Below are 16,749 nucleotides of genomic sequence, written 5' to 3'. Positions count from 1 at the left end.
GCCGGTCGCGGCGGCCGCCCCCGTGGCCGCTCCGGTCGCGAGCTCGGGCGGTCCGCGTCCGGATGACATCGCCTTCACCGCCGCCGACGCCACCCGCGTACTGATCGCGCTGTGGACCAAGCTGCGCCTGGATCAGATCGGCCCGGTCGATACCATCGAGGGCCTCTGCGACGGTGTCTCGTCGCGGCGCAATCAGCTGCTCGTCGACCTCGGTTCCGAACTGTCGCTCGGTGCCATCGACGGTGCCGCCGACGCCGATATGGGTGCGCTCTCGGCCACCGTCGAGCGGCTTGCCCGCACCTACAAGCCCTTTGGCTCGGTGCTCTCCGATGCCATCGGCGATCACCTGCGCAAGATCTTCGGTCCGTCCGGTAAGCGGCCCGCCGCGATCGCCGAGCGGGTCAAGAAGGTCTGGGAGCTGGGCGACGGCTGGGCCAACCATGTCACCGCCGAGGTTTCGCTCGGCACCCGCGAGGGTGTCAGCGTGCGTGGTGGCGATCTCGGCGGACTGGTCGCGAGTGTGAGCGACGCCGCCTCGGTCGATGCGGCCATCGACGCCGCCGTGCAGGCCGTCGCGGCCCGTCGCGGTGTCGCGGTATCGCTGCCGAGCGCGGGCGGCGGTGGCGGCGCCACCGTGGACGCCGCGGCGCTGGGTGAGTTCACCGAACAGATCACCGGTCGCGACGGTGTGCTGGCCACGGCCGCCCGCGTGGTGCTCGAACAGCTCGGCCTGACCGAGCAGGCCTCCGCGCCGGAGGCCTCGGATGACACCCTGGTCGATCTCGTCTCGGCCGAATTGGGTTCGGACTGGCCGCGTTTGGTCGCGCCCGCCTTCGACGCACGCAAGGCCGTGCTGATCGACGACCGCTGGGCGACCGCACGCGAGGATCTGGCCAAGCTCTGGTTGCTCGACGACATCGGCTCCGGCGAGGAGCCGGTGGACGGCTTCCTCGGTGCCGGTGCAGCCGTTGCGGCACAGGCGAACTGGTGGCGTGAGAAGGCCAAGCACGAAGCCCGCTCGGTGCTCGCCGGACTGTACGAGCGCATCGCCGATGCGGCGCTCAACACCGAAGAGTCCGGCCTGTGGTCCTCGGATATCGCCGTGATCACCGGTGCCAGTAAGGGTTCCATCGCGGCGGCGGCCACCGGTCGATTGCTCGGTGGCGGCGCCACGGTGGTGGTCACCACCTCGAGCCTCAGCGACGAGCGGCTCGGCTTCTACCGCAAGCTCTACCGCGAGAACGCGCGCCACGGTGCCGCGCTGTGGGTCGTCCCCGCGAATATGGCGTCCTACCAAGACGTCGACGCGCTGATCGACTGGGTCGGCAGCGAGCAGGTCGACAATGCGGGCGGTGCGAAGGTCAAGATCAAGGACGCGATGACCCCGACCCTGCTGCTGCCGTTCGCGGCACCGCGGGTCGCCGGTGATCTCGCCGATGCCGGCGCCCGCGCCGAAATGGAGATGCGGGTGCTGCTCTGGTCGGTCGAGCGGCTGATCGGTGGGCTGTCCAAGATCGGCGTCGATCACGATGTCGATGCGAAACTGCATGTGGTGCTTCCGGGTTCGCCCAACCGCGGCATGTTCGGCGGCGACGGCGCCTACGGTGAGTCCAAGGCCGCACTCGACGCGGTGGTCGCCAAATGGCGGGCCGAGAAGTCGTGGTCGAGCCGAGTCACCCTGGTACACGCCCTCATCGGCTGGGTGCGCGGCACCGGGCTCATGGGCCACAACGATCCGATGGTGACCGCGGTCGAGCAGGCCGGTGTGCACACCTGGTCCACCGCCGAGATGGCCGATGAGCTGCTCAAGTGGTGCACTTCGCGGGCCCGTCAGGTGACCGCAACCGGACCGCAGCAGATCGACCTCACCGGCGGACTCGCCAGGGTCAAGCTCGATCTGCCCGCACTGGCCAAGCAGGCTCAGGAGGCCGCCGCGGCCGAGACCGAGGAAGCCGTTGCGGCGGGGACGATTTCGGCGCTGCCCGCACCGCCGACCATGAGCTCGGCGCTGCCGGTGCCCGAATGGGGTTCGGTGACCGCCGATCTCGCCGATATGGTCGTCATCGTCGGTGCCGGTGAGCTCGGCCCGTACGGTTCGGCGCGCACCCGGTTCGAGATGGAGGTCTCCGACGAGCTCTCGGCCGCCGGTGTGCTCGAGCTCGCCTGGACCACCGGCCTGGTCGCCTGGGAGAACGATCCCAAGCCCGGCTGGTACGACACCGAATCCGGTGACTACGTCCCCGAACACGAGCTGGCCGAGAAGTACCACGACGCGGTCGTCGCGCGCTGCGGTGTGCGCCGCTACGAGGACGACGGCGCCATGATCGACAATGCCGCGCCGCTGATGACCTCGGTCTTCCTGGACCAGGATCTGACCTTCACGGTCGGCGGCGAAGCCGAGGCGCGCGCCTTCTACGCCGCGGATCCGGAGCACACGGTGATCACCCCGGTCGCCGATTCCGGTGACTGGCAGGTGATCCGCAAGGCGGGCACCGAGATTCGGGTACCGCGCAAGGCCAAGCTGTCGCGCACCGTCGGCGGTCAGATCCCGACCGGCTGGGATCCCACCATTTGGGGCATCTCCGCCGATATGGCGGCCTCGGTGGACCGGGTCGCGCTGTGGAATATTGTCTGCACCGTCGACGCGTTCATCAGCTCCGGGTTCAGCCCGGCCGAGCTGATGAGCTGGGTGCACCCGAGCCTGGTCGCCAATACCCAGGGCACCGGTATGGGCGGCATGTCCTCGATGCGCTCGCTCTACATCGACAACCTGCTCGGCGAGTCGCGCCCGAACGACATCCTGCAGGAGGCGCTGCCGAACGTCGCGCTCGCGCATGTGGTGCAGTCCTACGTCGGTAGCTACGGTGCGATGGTGCATCCGGTGGCGGCCTGCGCGACTGCTGCGGTGTCGGTCGAGGAGGGCGTCGACAAGATCCGTTTGGGCAAGGCCGATTTGGTGGTCGCCGGTGGCTTCGACGATCTCGGTATCGAGGGCATCGTCGGCTTCGGTGATATGTCGGCCACCGCGGATTCGGCGGCCATGAGCGCCAAGGGCATCAGCGACCGGTACTTCTCCCGCGCCAACGACCGCCGTCGCGGCGGCTTCGTGGAATCGCAGGGTGGCGGCACCGTGCTGCTGGCGCGCGGCGACGTGGCGGTGGAAATGGGCCTGCCGGTGCTCGGTGTGGTCGCCTTCGCACAGTCCTTCGCCGACGGCGTGCACACCTCCATCCCGGCGCCCGGCCTCGGCGCGCTGGGTGCGGGGCGTGGCGGCCGCGAATCCAAGTTCGCCGCCGAACTGCGCAAACTCGGTGTGGCGCCGGACGATATCGCGGTCATCTCCAAGCACGACACCTCGACCGCGGCCAATGATCCGAACGAGTCCGAACTGCACGAGCGGTTGGCCACGGCCGTCGGACGCTCCGAAGGCGCGCCGCTGTTCGTGGTTTCGCAGAAGAGCCTGACCGGACACGCCAAGGGCGGCGCGGCCGCCTTCCAGCTCATCGGCCTGTGCCAGGTGCTGGAAAACGGTGTGGTGCCGCCGAATCGGAGCCTGGACTGCGTCGACGACAAAATGCGGGCCTACCCGCATCTGGTCTGGGCGCGCGAACCGCTGCGCTTCGGTGAGCGGTTCCCGCTCAAGGCCGGTCTGCTGACCTCGCTCGGCTTCGGCCACGTCTCGGGTCTGCTCGCGGTGGTGCATCCGGAGGCGTTCATCCAGGCGATCGAGCCGGGTCGGCGCGAGGAGTACCAGCGCCGGGCACAGCAGCGTCAGCTCGCCGGACGGCAGCGGTTCACCGAGGCCATGTGCGGTGGCGCCCCGCTGTACGAGCGGCCTGCCGATCGTCGCCTCGGTGCCGACGGCACGCCGTCGGAGCAGAAGCGGCAGCTGGAGGCCGACGTGCTGCTCTCGCCGGAGGCGCGGCTGTCCGGCGACGGCACCTACCGGGCCGATGGCGCGGGTTGCGGCACCGGGGCAGTGATTCTCGGGCAACTCGATGCCGGTGGCTCTATGGCATAGCGGCTTCGGCCATTACCGTGCAGAGTGCGGTCGCTACGGCGGCCGCACTCTGACTTTTTCATTGAGCTCGAAGGCTGAGGAGCGGCGACGCATTGACCATCCTGGGTATCGGCTTGGACTTGGTGACCATCTCCGAGTTCGCCGAACAGTTGCAACGGTCCGGAACCACCATGCTCCGGGAGAGTTTCACCGCCGGTGAGCGGCGCTATTGTCAGAGCAAGGGCACCGACCCGGCTCGCAGTTACGCGGCGCGCTGGGCGGCCAAAGAGGCGGTGTTGAAGGCTTGGGCGTCTTCGCGTTTCGCGCGCCGCCCACAGATCGGCGACAACCCGTACCCCCTCATCGAGGTGGTCAACGACGCCTGGGGGCGCCCGAGCATCAAACTGCACGGCTTGGCCGCCGAATTCCTGCCCCGCGCAAGGGTTCACCTGTCCCTGACGCACGACGGCGACACCGCCGCCGCCATGGTCGTGCTCGAGGATCCGGGCGAACTCGCCGATTTGATCGAAGGTCGCGAGGCGCAGTAGCCGTTCGATGTTCGAGCCGGGTGCCCTGTACACAGGATGCCCGGCTCGAAAGCGGATTGCTGAAAGTTAGCGCTGGCCTCCGGTTCGGGATTCCTTTTCGGCAACCATGAGGTATGCCACCATCAGCCGTTTGAGTTCGGAGACCGCTTCGGTGTTGCTCTGGTCGTCTTGCACGGAGAAGTTCAGCATCGAGTAGACGACGTGCACCAGGACTTCGGCCATCATGGTGCGGCGGGCGCGGGGGGTGCGCGGGGTCAGCGGACGCAGCATTTGCGAGACGACCTCGGCGAATTCCTTTTCGTGGATCGCGCCGGTGGCTCGGGTGGACGGGGTGGACTGCATTGCCAGCCATACCTCGCGCCGGGACGGGTCGGTCATCCACAGATTCGCCAGATGGTCGACGAACTGGTTCATGTGCCGTAACCAGTCCAATGACGGGATTTCACCGTGGAAATCGGCGAGTTCCTGGGAAACCGCAACCAGGTCTTGGCGATTCAGCTCGCAGACGATGACGTATTTGTTGGCGAAGAACTGATACAGCGTGCCGATCGGCACTTCCGCCCGCGCCGCCACCTCTTCACAGGTGAACGATTCGAACCCGACCTCGACGAGCAATTCCCGGGACGCCTGCAAGAGGGCATCGAACTTGCGTTTACTGCGTTCCTGAGTCGGCCTGCGCCGCGGCATGAGCTCCTGCGGGTCGTCCTGCAGGTCCAACGCAGGGTCCAGACGTCGCTGCTTCGACCTGGCCTCCGTGCGTACATCCACGTATCAAGGCTAGCGGTATCGACACATATGCGACACGCGCACCGTATCTGCGTGTTAAGGACTGTCACATTTCATCACCCATCCAAACCCGAGATGGCACCGAACACATAACCGAGCGTGCGTGCATCTCGACGCACGTTTCGTGCCGGGGAATCCAAGGGGCTCAGGGGTTTCGGCAAGCTCGTGAGCTCGGCAATTGCACTGGGAAGGCGTGATCAGTGGGAGCTCGATCCGTGGTAACTCTAGGCGTTTCCACCGAACGCGGCGCCGTTCACGCGGTAGCCCTCGCCGACGGCGGCGAGAAGCTATCCGAGCGGGTGCTGCTGCAGCGGGTGGTGAAAACTCGAGGCGATTCGAAGGCGGACCTGGCGGTTGCGGTCCAGACGGCGATGGACACACTAGCGGCGGAGTTGGAGTCCGAGCGGGATATCGTGGGTGCGGCGGTCACCTACCGCGATGCCGCCGAGCGGCGTGCCATCGTCACCAAATTGGCGTCCGGCCCGTGGCATACTGCCTCGCTGGTATCGGCCAAGTCGGCACATCTGAGCGTGGCCGGGGTCATGACCTGGCTCGATGAATTCGATGATCTGCTCATCTGCGAGGTGGTCCCGGGGCATCAGGCGTTCACGCTGATCGACCGCAAGCGCAGTCGGGTGCTGGCCGCGACGAGTCATTCCGGCAATGCGACCGCCGAAGCGCTCGACGTCGCGGTGTCGGATGCGTGGGACCAGTTCGAAGCGGCAATGGTTCGGCCGGATGCGGTGGTGCCGATCGGGTCGGCGGCGGACAGCGCGGTGGTGGCCACGGCGATGGACGGCTTCGGCGCTCCGGTGCTGCCGTGCAAGATCGCGACCTCCGCCTCGGCGGTCGGTGCGGCGCTGTTTGCGATGAGCGACGTGACCGGTGTGAGCGAGCCGGTCGAGCGGGTGCGAAGTACGCGCGGTCACACGGCTGTGTTCGCGGCGGCCAGTGTGCTGGCGGGCGGACTGGTCGCGGGCGGTTTGTACGTGACAACGCGTACGGGGGCCGTCGTCGCGGACGCGCGGGTCACCGCGGACGCCCGCGTGGTCGACGGTGATACCGGATCGGCGAGCGGCTCCACCGCGGGCTCCTCGCTGCAGCCGAATATCAGCCCGTTCGATCGTCCGGAGGCCCGGCAACCCGCGGCCGCAGGCAACACCGCTGACTCGACGGTGACCGAATTCGATCTGGACAACCTTCCGCAGTACAACGAACACTGGGGTGCTCTGCCATCCGTATCGGCCGCTCCGGATGCACACGAGCACGGCAACGAGGCGGCCGGATCGCCTCAGCAGCTCCCGGGCACCGGAACCCAGGGACCGACCACCAAAGTCGGTGCTCCGAACGACGCCATGCTCTTCCCGGGTGAGGCTCCGCCGCCGGCGGCCTTCACCCCCGAGTTCTACCACTGGTGGGACAACCACGTCCGCCTGCTCGTGCAATGGGCGACCCAGCAGATGCAGCCCACCTAGGAGATGATCTTCGAGAGGTCCGGTGCCCCAGTGGCTCCGGACCTTTCGCTTTATGCGCCTTCGAGCTGGACGAAACCCGTTGGGCGCAAGCCGATCCGTGCTTCGGTCTACACCGACAGGTCGCGACGGAGTTTCGCTACGTGACCGGTGGCGCGGACGTTGTACTGTGCCACTTCGATTTCGCCTTTTTCGTCGACCAGGAATGTGGAGCGGATAACACCGGTGACGGTCTTGCCGTACATGGTCTTCTCGCCGAACGCGCCCCATGCGGTGAGGACGGATTTGTCCGGATCCGACAGCAGCGGGAAGGTGAGCTTTTCGTTGTCGCGGAACTTGGCCAATTTGGCGGGCTTATCGGGCGAGATGCCGATGACCTCGATGCCCGCACCCTCGAGGTCGGCGAGGTTGTCGCGGAAATCGCAGGCCTGTTTGGTGCAGCCGGGGGTGCTCGCGGCCGGGTAGAAGTAGACGATCACCTTGCGGCCGCGGTAGCCGGACAACGACACGTCCTTGCCGTCGGCGTCGGGCAGAGTGAAATCGGGGGCGGCATCGCCGGGGGAGAGTCGTTGGTTGTCGGTCACCTCTTGCACGGTAATCGAACGCCCCGACAATGCGGCCGCACCGACGCAGCCCGGCTGGCTAGACTCGTCGGCAGCGCGGTTCGCGGCATATTGAATACAGGAGGATATACGTGGCTAGGGATACCGAGCGGATCGAACGGGAGATCGAGGCCGCACGGACACGGCTCGCGAGCACGCTCGACGAAATCGCCGTACGGGCCGATCCGCAGCGCATCGCCGATGACACCAAGCACATGGTGCTGGCGAAGCTCAACCAGCCGAAGGTGAAGTACAGCCTGATCGGCGCGGCCGCGGTGGTCGTCGGGTTGGTGCTGGTCAAGATCTTCCGCTGAGCCGAAAACGTAGAACACCCGGTGTGGCCAGCCACACCGGGTGTTCTACGTTCAGGACTATCAGACCGTCGGGCAGGCGAAACCGTCGCCGTCCGGATCCAAATGCGGGCCGTAGCCCGGTTCCCCGCGGAACAGCGGTGCCCGACCGGCCGCGCGGGCCTCGTCACAGTTGGCGAATGCGCCACCGGCCGAGCCGGTCTGGGACATGCCTGCCGAACCGGTCGCGGCCGATCCGGTATCGATGGCGGATGAGCCTGTTCCCGCGGAACCGGTAGGGACGTCGGCCAGGGCTGCGGGCGCCGCTAGGAAGGCGAGTCCCGCGGCGGCAACGCTGACGGTGAGCCGGCGAACGTTCATATATTCCTCTGTTTGTGTGCTGCGGTGGAGTAGCGTCCGGGGGGAGACGCCGCATCCACTGTTGTGACGGGCCGCGTACTTGTCAACCGCGCAGCAAAACAATTAGGGGCATTAGGGGACAACGCCCCTTCGTTCGTTATTCGCCCAAACGCCTACCCACCAGATGTTCGGCCGGGATATTGCCCATGCGTCCGGCCTGGTAATCCGCCATGGCCTGGATGATTTCGGCGCGGGTGTTCATGACGAACGGACCGTATTGCACCACAGGCTCTTTGATCGGCAGGCCGCCGAGCAGCAGCACCTCCAGGTCGCCGGTTCGGTTGTGTTGCAATGCATCCGCGGCGACGGTGATCGAGTCGCCGGGGCCGAATACCGCGAGTTGGCCTTCGCTGATCGGCCGGCGCTCGGCGCCCACTGTTCCGCTGCCGGACAGGACATATGCCATCGCGGTAAACCGTTGCGGCCACGGGGTTTCCAGCTGTCCGCCCGGGGTGAGCGAGGCGTGTGCGTAGGCGATCGGGGTATAGGTCGAACCCGGACCCTCGAAGCCGCCCATCTCGCCCGCGATAATGCGCACCAGTGCGCCACCGTCGTGCGAACTGACCAGCGTCAATTCACTGCCGCGCAGATCCTGATAGCGCGGTGCGGCCATCTTCTGCGCGCGCGGCAGATTGACCCACAGTTGGATGCCGTGGAACCAGCCGCCCGCGATGACCAGTTCCTCGGCGGGCAGCTCATCGTGCAGAATGCCGGAACCGGCCGTCATCCACTGGGTATCGCCCTCGCTGATGACGCCACCGCCGCCATTGGAATCGTGATGCACCATGGTGCCGTCCATGACGTAGGTGACGGTCTCGAAGCCGCGGTGCGGATGCCACGGCGCGCCCTTGGCCTCGTACGGCTCATAGGCGACCGGACCCATCTGGTCGAGCAGAATGAATGGATCGGCCGAGCGCAGATCCATGCTCGGGAACGGCCTGCGCACCTCGAAGCCCGCGCCTTCGCGCTGCTGATGTGCGGTGCTGATGCTGCTCACCTTGCGTTCCCGCGTCGAATCCGCGGGCCGAGGGAGTCGCGGCAGCACCATGATGTCTGGGACGGTGATGGCCGGCATGGGCACCTCCTGAGTAGTTGGTGTCCATGTCAACCAATTACTGGCTAGGATCATTCCCGTGGTGCGTTGGTTGAGCGATGACGAGCAGCAGACCTGGCAGGCCTTCATCCGGCTGCGCCAGCGCCTGGATGCCGCGCTATCGGCCGGTCTGGCCCAGGACGGCCTGTCCACCGCCGACTACGAGCTCCTGGTGCCGTTGTCGGCCGCGCCCGGCGGCTGTCTGCGCGCCAAGGAGTTGGCCGCCGAGGTCTGCTGGGAGAAGAGCAGGCTCTCGAAACACTTGGCGCGCATGGCCGCTCGCGGACTCGTCGATCGGCGCCCGGCCGAGGACGACGCCAGGGGGATTCTGGTCGAACTCACACCCGAGGGACGCAAGGTGCTCGAGAAGGCGGCACCGAACCATGTCGAACTGGTGCGCCGGATCTTCGTCGATCCGATGACGCCCGCCGAGGCGCGCGCGCTGCACTCGCTGGCCGACAAAGTGGTCGTCGAGGCCGAGAGCGAGTCCGAACTCGGTTACTGAATCACCACGGGGTGATCGGCGGCTTCACCCACAGCAGCTTCTCGTCGCTGTTATTGCGCTGTGCCGCAGGATGATTCGGATGACGAGCAGCCCAGATGTCCTTCTCGTCGAGCAGCTTCGCCACAGTCGTCCACGTCTCGTCGGTACTCGGCGGATTCGTCTCGGCCGCGCGCGCCAGTTTCCGGCGGACCGCCGCAGGCATATCCAGCAGTTCCGTTCCGGTGATGCCGCGATCCCAGATAAAGGTGGCGAGGCGGCGCGCCTTCTCGGCGCGGCTCTTCGACGCATGGTCGGAGTGGGCGTAATCGGTCATGGCGGAATCCGCATCGGTGGTGGTCGGTCCTGGTCGACCCTACGACAATGCCTCCCCGCCGTCGGGCGGGGAGGCATTGTTCACGAAGTCGATCAGTACGCCGAGTTGACGTTATCCATCGAGCCGTAGCGGTGGGCCGCGTAGTTGCAGGCCGCGGTGATGTTGGCGACCGGGTCCCAGATGTCCCAGGCGGTGCCTTCGACGTGGTAGGCGTTGAAGGTCGGGTCGATCACCTGGAGCAGCCCCTTGGACGGGATGCCGGCGGCGGCGTTGGAGTCCCAGAGGTTGATGGCCTGGGGGTTGCCGCCCGATTCGCGCATGATGTTGCGGTAGATGCCGTTGTAGCTACCCGGGATGCCGTTCGCCGCCATGATGTCGAGGGCGTGGTGGATCCAGCCGTCGAGGTTGTCCTCGTAGACCGGGGCCGGGGGCGGCGGCAGGGGCAGGCCGGGGACCGGCGGCAGTTCCGGCAGCGCGGGCAGGGCGGGGATGAGCGGGGCATCGACCGGCGTTGCCGCTGCATCGACCGCCGGCGCGGCTGCCGGGGCGGCCGCGGGGGCGGGCTGCTCCTCGGCGACCATGGCAATGCGCGACGGAACGCTGTCGTCGGCCAGCGCGACTACGGAGGAGGTGCCGACGGCGATAAGACCGGCCGCGGCCACAGCGAGGGTGACACTGTCACGCAGCGATAGGCGGCGGAAAGAGGTGAGGCGTTTGTCGAGCATTTCGAAATCAGTTCCTTGATCGTGTCCAGAGAGGGGATCCGGCCCGGTTGAGGCAGCGCGGATCTCCGACGGGGCACCCGGTGGGAAGGCCCGCCTGAATCGGTTCCGTATGCTGTTTTCGGGTTTTGTTGTGAAGGCCAGGCGAGCCCTGGCGCGCGACGCGGTGTGAGCCACCCGGGGTCGGTTCCCAGCGGGTGCCGCTGTCGAGCGGGGAGATTGCGGTCGGTGCCGCTGATATCTCCGGCGACCGCGGCGGGTGAAACCCATCTGCCGTTGCGGTCGTTTTCCGACTGTGTGTGGATCGCTCCACGGTGTAACCAAACTGTAGGTCTGCTTGCGACCTGATCTCAGCTTGGTCACGGTCGGTTAACGCAACATGAACTAAAAGTGAATGGCAGGCGTTGCCGATCTTGGAAAGCCCAGGTCGGGCTTCTCGAAACCCCATCTATGCTGGGAGTTTGCTGTTAAACTTGATGTGACGCAGGTCACGGAAATTTCAGGGTAACGCAGGCCACTTTGTCTCGATTTGGTCACCAAACGGCCGGACGTACCCTCCCGGGGGCCACCACGCGGGTCAAAACGTTACGCAATTGGGCCACCGTTGAATCGCCCAAAACGGACGCCCATTGGTCGGCGAATTCGGCCGCGGCGGCATCGGCCGCGCGCGTGCAGGCCCACCCCTTCGCGGTCAGTGTGATCAACCGTGCGCGCGCGTCGTCCGGATGCGCGTTGCGCTCGGCGTAACCCTTGCGCACGAGTTCGTCCACCAACTGACTGGCCGCCTGTTTGGTCACTCCCAGATGTTCGGCCAACTCGCCGACTGTCGCCCCGTTCGGCGACAGCCGCACAAAGGCGAACCCATGCGTCGGCCGCACATCGGTGAACCCGGCCGCGACCACCCCGGCGTGAATGGCGTCGGTGGCAGCCGCTCCCGCGGCGAGCAGCAGCAGCGCGAGATCCTGGCCTGGCCGCGGGGTCGAAGCGGGTTTCGGATTCGACATGACTGACATCTTGACACAGATAGGCAAGTTGCTTGACTATGTAGTCAAGCAACTTGACCAAATGAAGGAGTTAAGGCATGCCCGTAACCCGCGCCGCCGATGCCGAAGTCCACGAAATGCACGGCACCCGATTCACCTCCTATATCCGTCCTGGCACCGGCAGCGCCGAACTCTGCGTCTGGCAGATCCAGGTGTCGGCCGAGACGGAAGGCGTGCCGCACAAGGTGTTGCGCGAGGAGGCATTCGTGGTGATCCAGGGAGCGGTGACGATCACGATCGATGGCCAGGCGGAGGCGCTGGTGGCCGGTGACGCAGCGGTGGCGCCCGCGAATTCGATGATCTCCCTGACGAACTCGGCCGCCGAGCCAGCCGTGCTTGTCGTGACGGTCCCGGTCGGATTCCAGGGCGAACTGCCCGACGGAACCGTGATCAACCCGCCCTGGGTCGGCTGAGCCACTTCGCGCGACGGACCGGGTGGCGAACAACACACCCGGCGTTACCGCTTCGATGGCCGTGCGTAACCGAATTGATGAAACGAAAAATCCCCCGTCGAAGGTGCTGCCTACGACGGGGGATTCTGTTGTTGTGCGCCATCAGGGACTCGAACCCCGAACCCGCTGATTAAGAGTCAGCTGCTCTGCCAATTGAGCTAATGGCGCGTGTCTTGCTGTGCTCCGTGTTCCGGTGCGGGACAAACATTAACAGGCCGAGTACCCAGAAGCGAAATCGGTTTCTGACCGGGGGCGTTGTGGACTTCGCGATCGGTGTTAACACCCGGCGGGGTGCGGATGATCTAACCGGTGGAACTCGCCTGTGGCGGAGTGATTTCCCATTGGACCGGACCCGTTGCGCTGGCAGAATGTCTGGAGCGTGGTCCGGACCGAACTCCGTCGGCGTTGCGGGAGGAGCGTGGTCGGGTTGGATCCGAAGCCGTCGGGTGCCCTGGCCGCATCGGGACTTGAAACGGGGTTGGTAATGAGCGTTGGTCAGGGTCGACATCGGTCGATGAGAAAGATCACGGGACCGGTAGTCGTATGCGCGGTGTTGGCGCTGGCCTTGACGGCGTGTTCGTCGTCCAACGCCACCGACGCCTCGCCGGTGGCCATCGACCGTAATCCGATCACCGAACTGATGAAGCCCAAGCTGTTGTCGCCGGTCAAGGACGGTGACATGGGAGTTTCACCGGGCGTGCCGCTGACCTTCAAGGTCGACGACGGCAAGTTCACCACCGTGACATTGACCAGCCCGCAGGGTGTTCCGGTCGCGGGCAAGCTGGCCGCGGACGGCCGGACCTGGGAGAACACCGAGGTACTCGGCTACGGCAAGACCTACAAGCTGAAGGCCGACGCGATCGGTCTCGGCGGCGCGAACTCCACGGTATTGAGTTTCACCACCAGCTCCCCGGACAGCCAGACCAAGCCCTATCTGCTGCCGGGCGAGGGCGAGGTTGTCGGCATCGGCCAGCCGGTGGCCGTGCAGTTCGACGAAAATATCCCGGACCGCATGGCCGCGCAGAAGGCGATCAAGATCACTACCGAGCCGCCGGTCGAGGGCGCTTTCTACTGGGTGAACAAGCGCGAGGTCCGGTGGCGGCCTGAGCATTTCTGGGCGCCGGGCACCAAGGTCACCATCGATGTGAACGTCTACGGCCGTGATCTCGGCAGCGGGCTGTTCGGCCAGGACAATATCCATTCGTTCTTCACCGTCGGCGATCCGACGATCTTCACCGCGGATGACAACACCAAGCAGGTGACGGTGGAGATGAACGGTCAGGTGGTGCGGACCATGCCCACCTCGATGGGTAAGGACAGCACCCCCACCGATAACGGCATCTACATCGTCGGCGACCGCTTCGACCGCATCATCATGGACTCCTCGACCTACGGCGTCGCGGTGAGTTCGCCGAACGGCTACAAGACGCCGGTCGACTACGCGACCCGACTTTCCTACTCCGGCATCTTCTTTCACTCGGCACCGTGGTCGGTCGGTGCGCAGGGCTCCTCGAATACCAGCCACGGCTGCCTGAACCTGAGCCCCGCCAACGCGCTGTGGGTTTTGCAGAACGCCAAGCGCGGCGACATCACCATCGTCAAGAACACTGTGGGCGGCACGCTTTCGGGCGTCGACGGACTCGGTGACTGGAACATTCCGTGGCCGGAGTGGAAGGCGGGCAACGCCGACAATCGCTAGGCAATCGCCTACGCGCAACTGAGTGTCGCCCCGACGGCGCTCCCGAGCGCGGCGCACAGCAGCGGCCCGCCGAACAGCAGATTCTCGAAGCCGGACATCGCGGCACCGGCCGAGCCGGTGCCCGAGGAGCCGGTGGTGGTGACACCGCCGGCCGATCCGGTGGTGACCGAGCTCGAACCCGTGCTGGATCCGGTGCCCGGTTCGATCGCGATATCCGCGGTTGCGGTACCGGTGGCGCCTGCGAGCAGGGTTGTGCCGAGGAAAGCTGCGATTACCGCGGAACGCATCACGAACTTGGTGTCTTTCTGATCAGCCGGGATGGCGTCCCGGTGACACCGCCCCTGATGCCCGCAGTCTACGGAGTGAAACGGTGATCTGTCAGATAATTGGTGATAGTAAGCGGCTATCGACGAGGGGCTGATATGCCAAGCTGTGAAGGTGAGGCTCGAGGGCGTTGAGCTGCGTCGGCTGGGCCTTCCGCTACGCAGCCCATTTCGGACCTCGTTGGGGGTCGAATTGTGGCGCGACATTCTCCTGCTGCGGGTGGTCGCCTCGGACGCCGAGGGCTGGGGAGAGTGCGTCGCCCTGCCGTCTCCGAGTTTTTCCTCCGAGTACATCGATGGTGCCGCCGATGTCATCCGCCGGTTTCTGTTGCCTGCGCTGGCAGGCCGCGATCTCGATCCGGAAGATGTAGCGCCCACGCTTGCGCGGTTTCGTGGTCATCGAATGGCCAAGGCCGCGTTGGAGATGGCGATCCTCGACGCCTGGCTGCGGTCCCGGCGACGGTCTTACGCCGGATATCTCGGCGCGACTCGCACATCGGTGGCCGCGGGTGTCTCGATCGGGATCATGGACGAGATACCCGAACTGCTGGATACCGTCGTGGAATATCTGGAACAGGGCTACCAGCGGATCAAGCTCAAGATCGAGCCGGGATGGGATATCGCGCCGGTGCGGGCGGTACGGGAGCGCTTCGGCGACGCTCTCGAGCTGCAGGTCGATGCGAACGGCGCCTATACATCGGCCGATGCGGACCACCTCGCTGGTCTCGACGATTTCGGACTCGAAATGCTGGAACAGCCTCTTGCCGAGGACTGCTGCCGCGAGCACATCATGCTCGCCCGTCGCTTGCGTACACCGATCTGCCTGGACGAATCGATTCTCTCGGCCCGGGGCGCTGCCGACGCGATCGAGCTGGGGGCGTGCTCGGTGGTGAATATCAAAGCCGGACGTGTCGGCGGCTATCTCCAGGCCCGCTCGACGCACGATGTCTGTGCGGCGCACGGCGTACCGGCATTTTGTGGTGGAATGCTGGAAACCGGGCTCGGTCAGGCGGCGAATCTGGCGGTAGCGGCGCTACCCGGTTGTACGTTGCCCGCGGACATCGTGGCCTCGGATCGCTATTACGAACGAGACATCATCGAACCGCTGCGGCTGGAAGCCGGATACCTCACCGTGCCTGACGGGCCCGGCCTCGGTGTAGACCCGTTGCCGGATGCGTTGAAGGCGGCAACGACGAGCAAGGAATGGTTGTCGCCGATATGAACCGAGCGGCGCTGTCGAGTAGACAACGGACGAGTAGACAACGGGCCAGGTCGGAGCTGATGCGCTCCGACCTGGCCCGTTTCGGGTGGCTGACGGGACTCGAACCCGCGACAGCCAGGATCACAACCTGGTGCTCTACCAACTGAACTACAGCCACCATCGCCGGTGAATTACCAGCGCGGTCGATATTAGCGTGTCAACCCCTCGAGTCCCTAATCGGTTTCTGACGTCGCGTTTTGCTCGGCCGTCTTGTCGGCACCGCTCAGTTCGTTCGCGACGGCGGTGATCTCTGTGGTCGACGGTCCCGGGGCGGCGACGAAGGCCGTGCGCCGGTAGTACTCGAGTTCGCGAATGGATTCCTTGATATCGGCCAGGGCGCGGTGGGTCAGGCCCTTCTCGGGCTGGCCGAAGTAGATGCGCGGGTACCAGCGGCGGCACAGCTCCTTGATGGAACTCACATCGATCATCCGGTAATGCAGATGCGCATCGAGTGCGGGCATATCGCGGGCGATGAAGCCGCGGTCTGTTGCGATGGAATTGCCAGCCAGTGGGACCGTGCCCGCGGCCGGGGCGTATTCGCGGATGTAGTCGAGTACCTGCTTTTCGGCATCGGCGAGGGTGACCGTGGAGCGGCGCACTTCCTCGGTCAGGCCCGAACGTGCGTGCATATCGGCGACCACCTGCGGCATGGCGGCCAGGGCCGCGTCGTCGGCATGGATGACGATATCCACGCCGTCACCGAGAATATTGAGGTCGCTGTCGGTCACGAGTGCGGCCACCTCGATCAGCTTGTCGCTGTCGAGACGCAGGCCGGTCATCTCACAATCCATCCACACCACGTATTTGTCGGACACCCCGGCAACATTAGCTGTATTTATTGGCGATGCCTTCGGCATCGCGTGTTCGCGGCCCCCGGATGTCTCGCATCCGAACGGCCGAGACTCGCGACCGCGCCGCATGCGCTTCGGCCACTCGGATGCGAGATGGGCCGCGAATGGCGCATGCTCGCTCTCGCTGCGCTCGAAACCGGAGGTTGTGCCGGTGCTGGTTGCGTACGGGAGTGCATGTCACCACTGGGTTGAGCCGTCTCAGGGGGAGCAGCGGCGATAGAGTTTGCGGGAGATCGGCGTATGCGTTTTCGGCACGACAGCTAACACTGCGGACCAGACGGAGGACGCGCGATGACAACCCCTCAGGAGAAGGCGGCCGCGGCACGGAAGGCGGCCGAGGAGGCGGCGCGCGTGGCCGCGGCAGCCGCC

At 65.8% G+C, this 16,749-nt stretch carries 17 protein-coding genes and 2 tRNA genes; 8 read left to right on the top strand and 11 right to left on the bottom strand.

Features of this window, described 5'->3' with window-relative positions:
• Both NP3_RS44875 and acpS read left to right on the top strand, forming a co-directional pair.
• Window positions 1-4,021, top strand: a 4,021-nt coding sequence (locus NP3_RS44875) for a beta-ketoacyl synthase N-terminal-like domain-containing protein (protein WP_281197789.1), incomplete at its 5' end; no start/stop codon positions are given.
• A gap of 92 nt (window positions 4,022-4,113) precedes the next feature.
• Complete coding sequence (gene acpS / locus NP3_RS44870; RefSeq protein ID WP_040687506.1) at window positions 4,114-4,548, top strand: holo-ACP synthase AcpS; 435 nt, start codon at window positions 4,114-4,116, stop codon at window positions 4,546-4,548.
• Between the two features lie 66 nt (window positions 4,549-4,614).
• Here acpS and NP3_RS44865 read toward each other — a convergent pair whose 3' ends face one another.
• Window positions 4,615-5,235, bottom strand: a complete 621-nt coding sequence (locus NP3_RS44865; RefSeq protein ID WP_245721387.1) for a TetR/AcrR family transcriptional regulator — start codon at window positions 5,233-5,235, stop codon at window positions 4,615-4,617.
• A gap of 314 nt (window positions 5,236-5,549) precedes the next feature.
• Between NP3_RS44865 and NP3_RS44860 the strand changes: the two genes are divergently transcribed.
• Window positions 5,550-6,809 (top strand): hypothetical protein, encoded by a 1,260-nt coding sequence (locus tag NP3_RS44860; RefSeq protein WP_063047787.1) that lies wholly within the window; start codon window positions 5,550-5,552, stop codon window positions 6,807-6,809.
• 107 nt (window positions 6,810-6,916) lie between these two features.
• On the opposite strand, the gene bcp is transcribed toward NP3_RS44860, so the two are convergent.
• Complete coding sequence (gene bcp / locus NP3_RS44855; RefSeq protein WP_063047786.1) at window positions 6,917-7,390, bottom strand: thioredoxin-dependent thiol peroxidase; 474 nt, start codon at window positions 7,388-7,390, stop codon at window positions 6,917-6,919.
• Window positions 7,391-7,500: 110 nt separating this feature from the next.
• Here bcp and NP3_RS44850 point away from each other — a divergent pair, with 110 nt between their 5' ends.
• Complete coding sequence (locus NP3_RS44850; RefSeq protein WP_040687513.1) at window positions 7,501-7,722, top strand: DUF3618 domain-containing protein; 222 nt, start codon at window positions 7,501-7,503, stop codon at window positions 7,720-7,722.
• A gap of 60 nt (window positions 7,723-7,782) precedes the next feature.
• Here NP3_RS44850 and NP3_RS44845 read toward each other — a convergent pair whose 3' ends face one another.
• Both NP3_RS44845 and NP3_RS44840 read right to left on the bottom strand, forming a co-directional pair.
• On the bottom strand, window positions 7,783-8,079 hold the full coding sequence (locus tag NP3_RS44845) for an excalibur calcium-binding domain-containing protein (protein WP_040687515.1): 297 nt from the start codon (window positions 8,077-8,079) through the stop codon (window positions 7,783-7,785).
• Between the two features lie 136 nt (window positions 8,080-8,215).
• Window positions 8,216-9,193, bottom strand: coding sequence for a pirin family protein (locus NP3_RS44840; RefSeq protein WP_063047785.1), 978 nt, complete (start codon window positions 9,191-9,193; stop codon window positions 8,216-8,218).
• A 58-nt stretch (window positions 9,194-9,251) separates the two neighbouring features.
• On the opposite strand from NP3_RS44840, the gene NP3_RS44835 reads away from it, so the two are divergent.
• Window positions 9,252-9,716 carry a MarR family winged helix-turn-helix transcriptional regulator gene (locus NP3_RS44835; RefSeq protein ID WP_063047784.1) on the top strand — a complete coding sequence of 155 codons (465 nt, stop codon included), beginning with the start codon at window positions 9,252-9,254 and terminating at the stop codon, window positions 9,714-9,716.
• A 1-nt stretch (window position 9,717) separates the two neighbouring features.
• Here NP3_RS44835 and NP3_RS44830 read toward each other — a convergent pair whose 3' ends face one another.
• The 3 genes from NP3_RS44830 to NP3_RS44820 all read right to left on the bottom strand — a co-directional run bounded on the left by NP3_RS44830 (window position 9,718) and on the right by NP3_RS44820 (window position 11,755).
• Window positions 9,718-10,029, bottom strand: a complete 312-nt coding sequence (locus tag NP3_RS44830) for a hypothetical protein (protein ID WP_063047783.1) — start codon at window positions 10,027-10,029, stop codon at window positions 9,718-9,720.
• 92 nt (window positions 10,030-10,121) lie between these two features.
• Window positions 10,122-10,754 carry a transglycosylase SLT domain-containing protein gene (locus NP3_RS44825; protein ID WP_063047782.1) on the bottom strand — a complete coding sequence of 211 codons (633 nt, stop codon included), beginning with the start codon at window positions 10,752-10,754 and terminating at the stop codon, window positions 10,122-10,124.
• A gap of 530 nt (window positions 10,755-11,284) precedes the next feature.
• Window positions 11,285-11,755: a MarR family winged helix-turn-helix transcriptional regulator gene (locus tag NP3_RS44820; protein WP_063047781.1), complete on the bottom strand. Its 471-nt coding sequence runs from the start codon at window positions 11,753-11,755 to the stop codon at window positions 11,285-11,287.
• Window positions 11,756-11,832: 77 nt separating this feature from the next.
• On the opposite strand from NP3_RS44820, the gene NP3_RS44815 reads away from it, so the two are divergent.
• A complete protein-coding gene (locus tag NP3_RS44815) occupies window positions 11,833-12,207 on the top strand; it encodes a cupin domain-containing protein (protein ID WP_063047780.1) in 375 nt (124 codons plus the stop codon).
• A gap of 134 nt (window positions 12,208-12,341) precedes the next feature.
• On the opposite strand, the gene NP3_RS44810 is transcribed toward NP3_RS44815, so the two are convergent.
• Window positions 12,342-12,414, bottom strand: a tRNA-Lys gene (locus NP3_RS44810).
• Window positions 12,415-12,730: 316 nt separating this feature from the next.
• Here NP3_RS44810 and NP3_RS44805 point away from each other — a divergent pair.
• The gene (locus NP3_RS44805) at window positions 12,731-13,945 is read left to right on the top strand and encodes a L,D-transpeptidase (RefSeq protein ID WP_063047779.1); all 1,215 of its coding nucleotides are present in this window, start codon (window positions 12,731-12,733) and stop codon (window positions 13,943-13,945) included.
• 8 nt (window positions 13,946-13,953) lie between these two features.
• On the opposite strand, the gene NP3_RS44800 is transcribed toward NP3_RS44805, so the two are convergent.
• Entirely contained in the window at window positions 13,954-14,232 is a 279-nt protein-coding gene (locus tag NP3_RS44800; protein WP_063047778.1) for a hypothetical protein, read from the bottom strand.
• 151 nt (window positions 14,233-14,383) lie between these two features.
• Between NP3_RS44800 and menC the strand changes: the two genes are divergently transcribed.
• Window positions 14,384-15,490 carry an o-succinylbenzoate synthase gene (menC, locus tag NP3_RS44795; RefSeq protein ID WP_063047788.1) on the top strand — a complete coding sequence of 369 codons (1,107 nt, stop codon included), beginning with the start codon at window positions 14,384-14,386 and terminating at the stop codon, window positions 15,488-15,490.
• Window positions 15,491-15,574: 84 nt separating this feature from the next.
• On the opposite strand, the gene NP3_RS44790 is transcribed toward menC, so the two are convergent.
• Both NP3_RS44790 and orn read right to left on the bottom strand, forming a co-directional pair.
• A tRNA-His gene (locus NP3_RS44790) sits at window positions 15,575-15,647 on the bottom strand.
• 55 nt (window positions 15,648-15,702) lie between these two features.
• A complete protein-coding gene (gene orn, locus NP3_RS44785; RefSeq protein ID WP_063047777.1) occupies window positions 15,703-16,344 on the bottom strand; it encodes an oligoribonuclease in 642 nt (213 codons plus the stop codon).
• Between the last annotated feature and the right edge of the window lie 405 nt (window positions 16,345-16,749).

This window comes from Nocardia pseudovaccinii NBRC 100343, assembly GCF_001613225.1.
Taxonomy (GTDB): domain Bacteria; phylum Actinomycetota; class Actinomycetes; order Mycobacteriales; family Mycobacteriaceae; genus Nocardia; species Nocardia pseudovaccinii.
The sequence above is the reverse complement of the archived record's forward strand: the minus strand, read 5'-3'. Positions and strand labels throughout refer to the sequence as shown.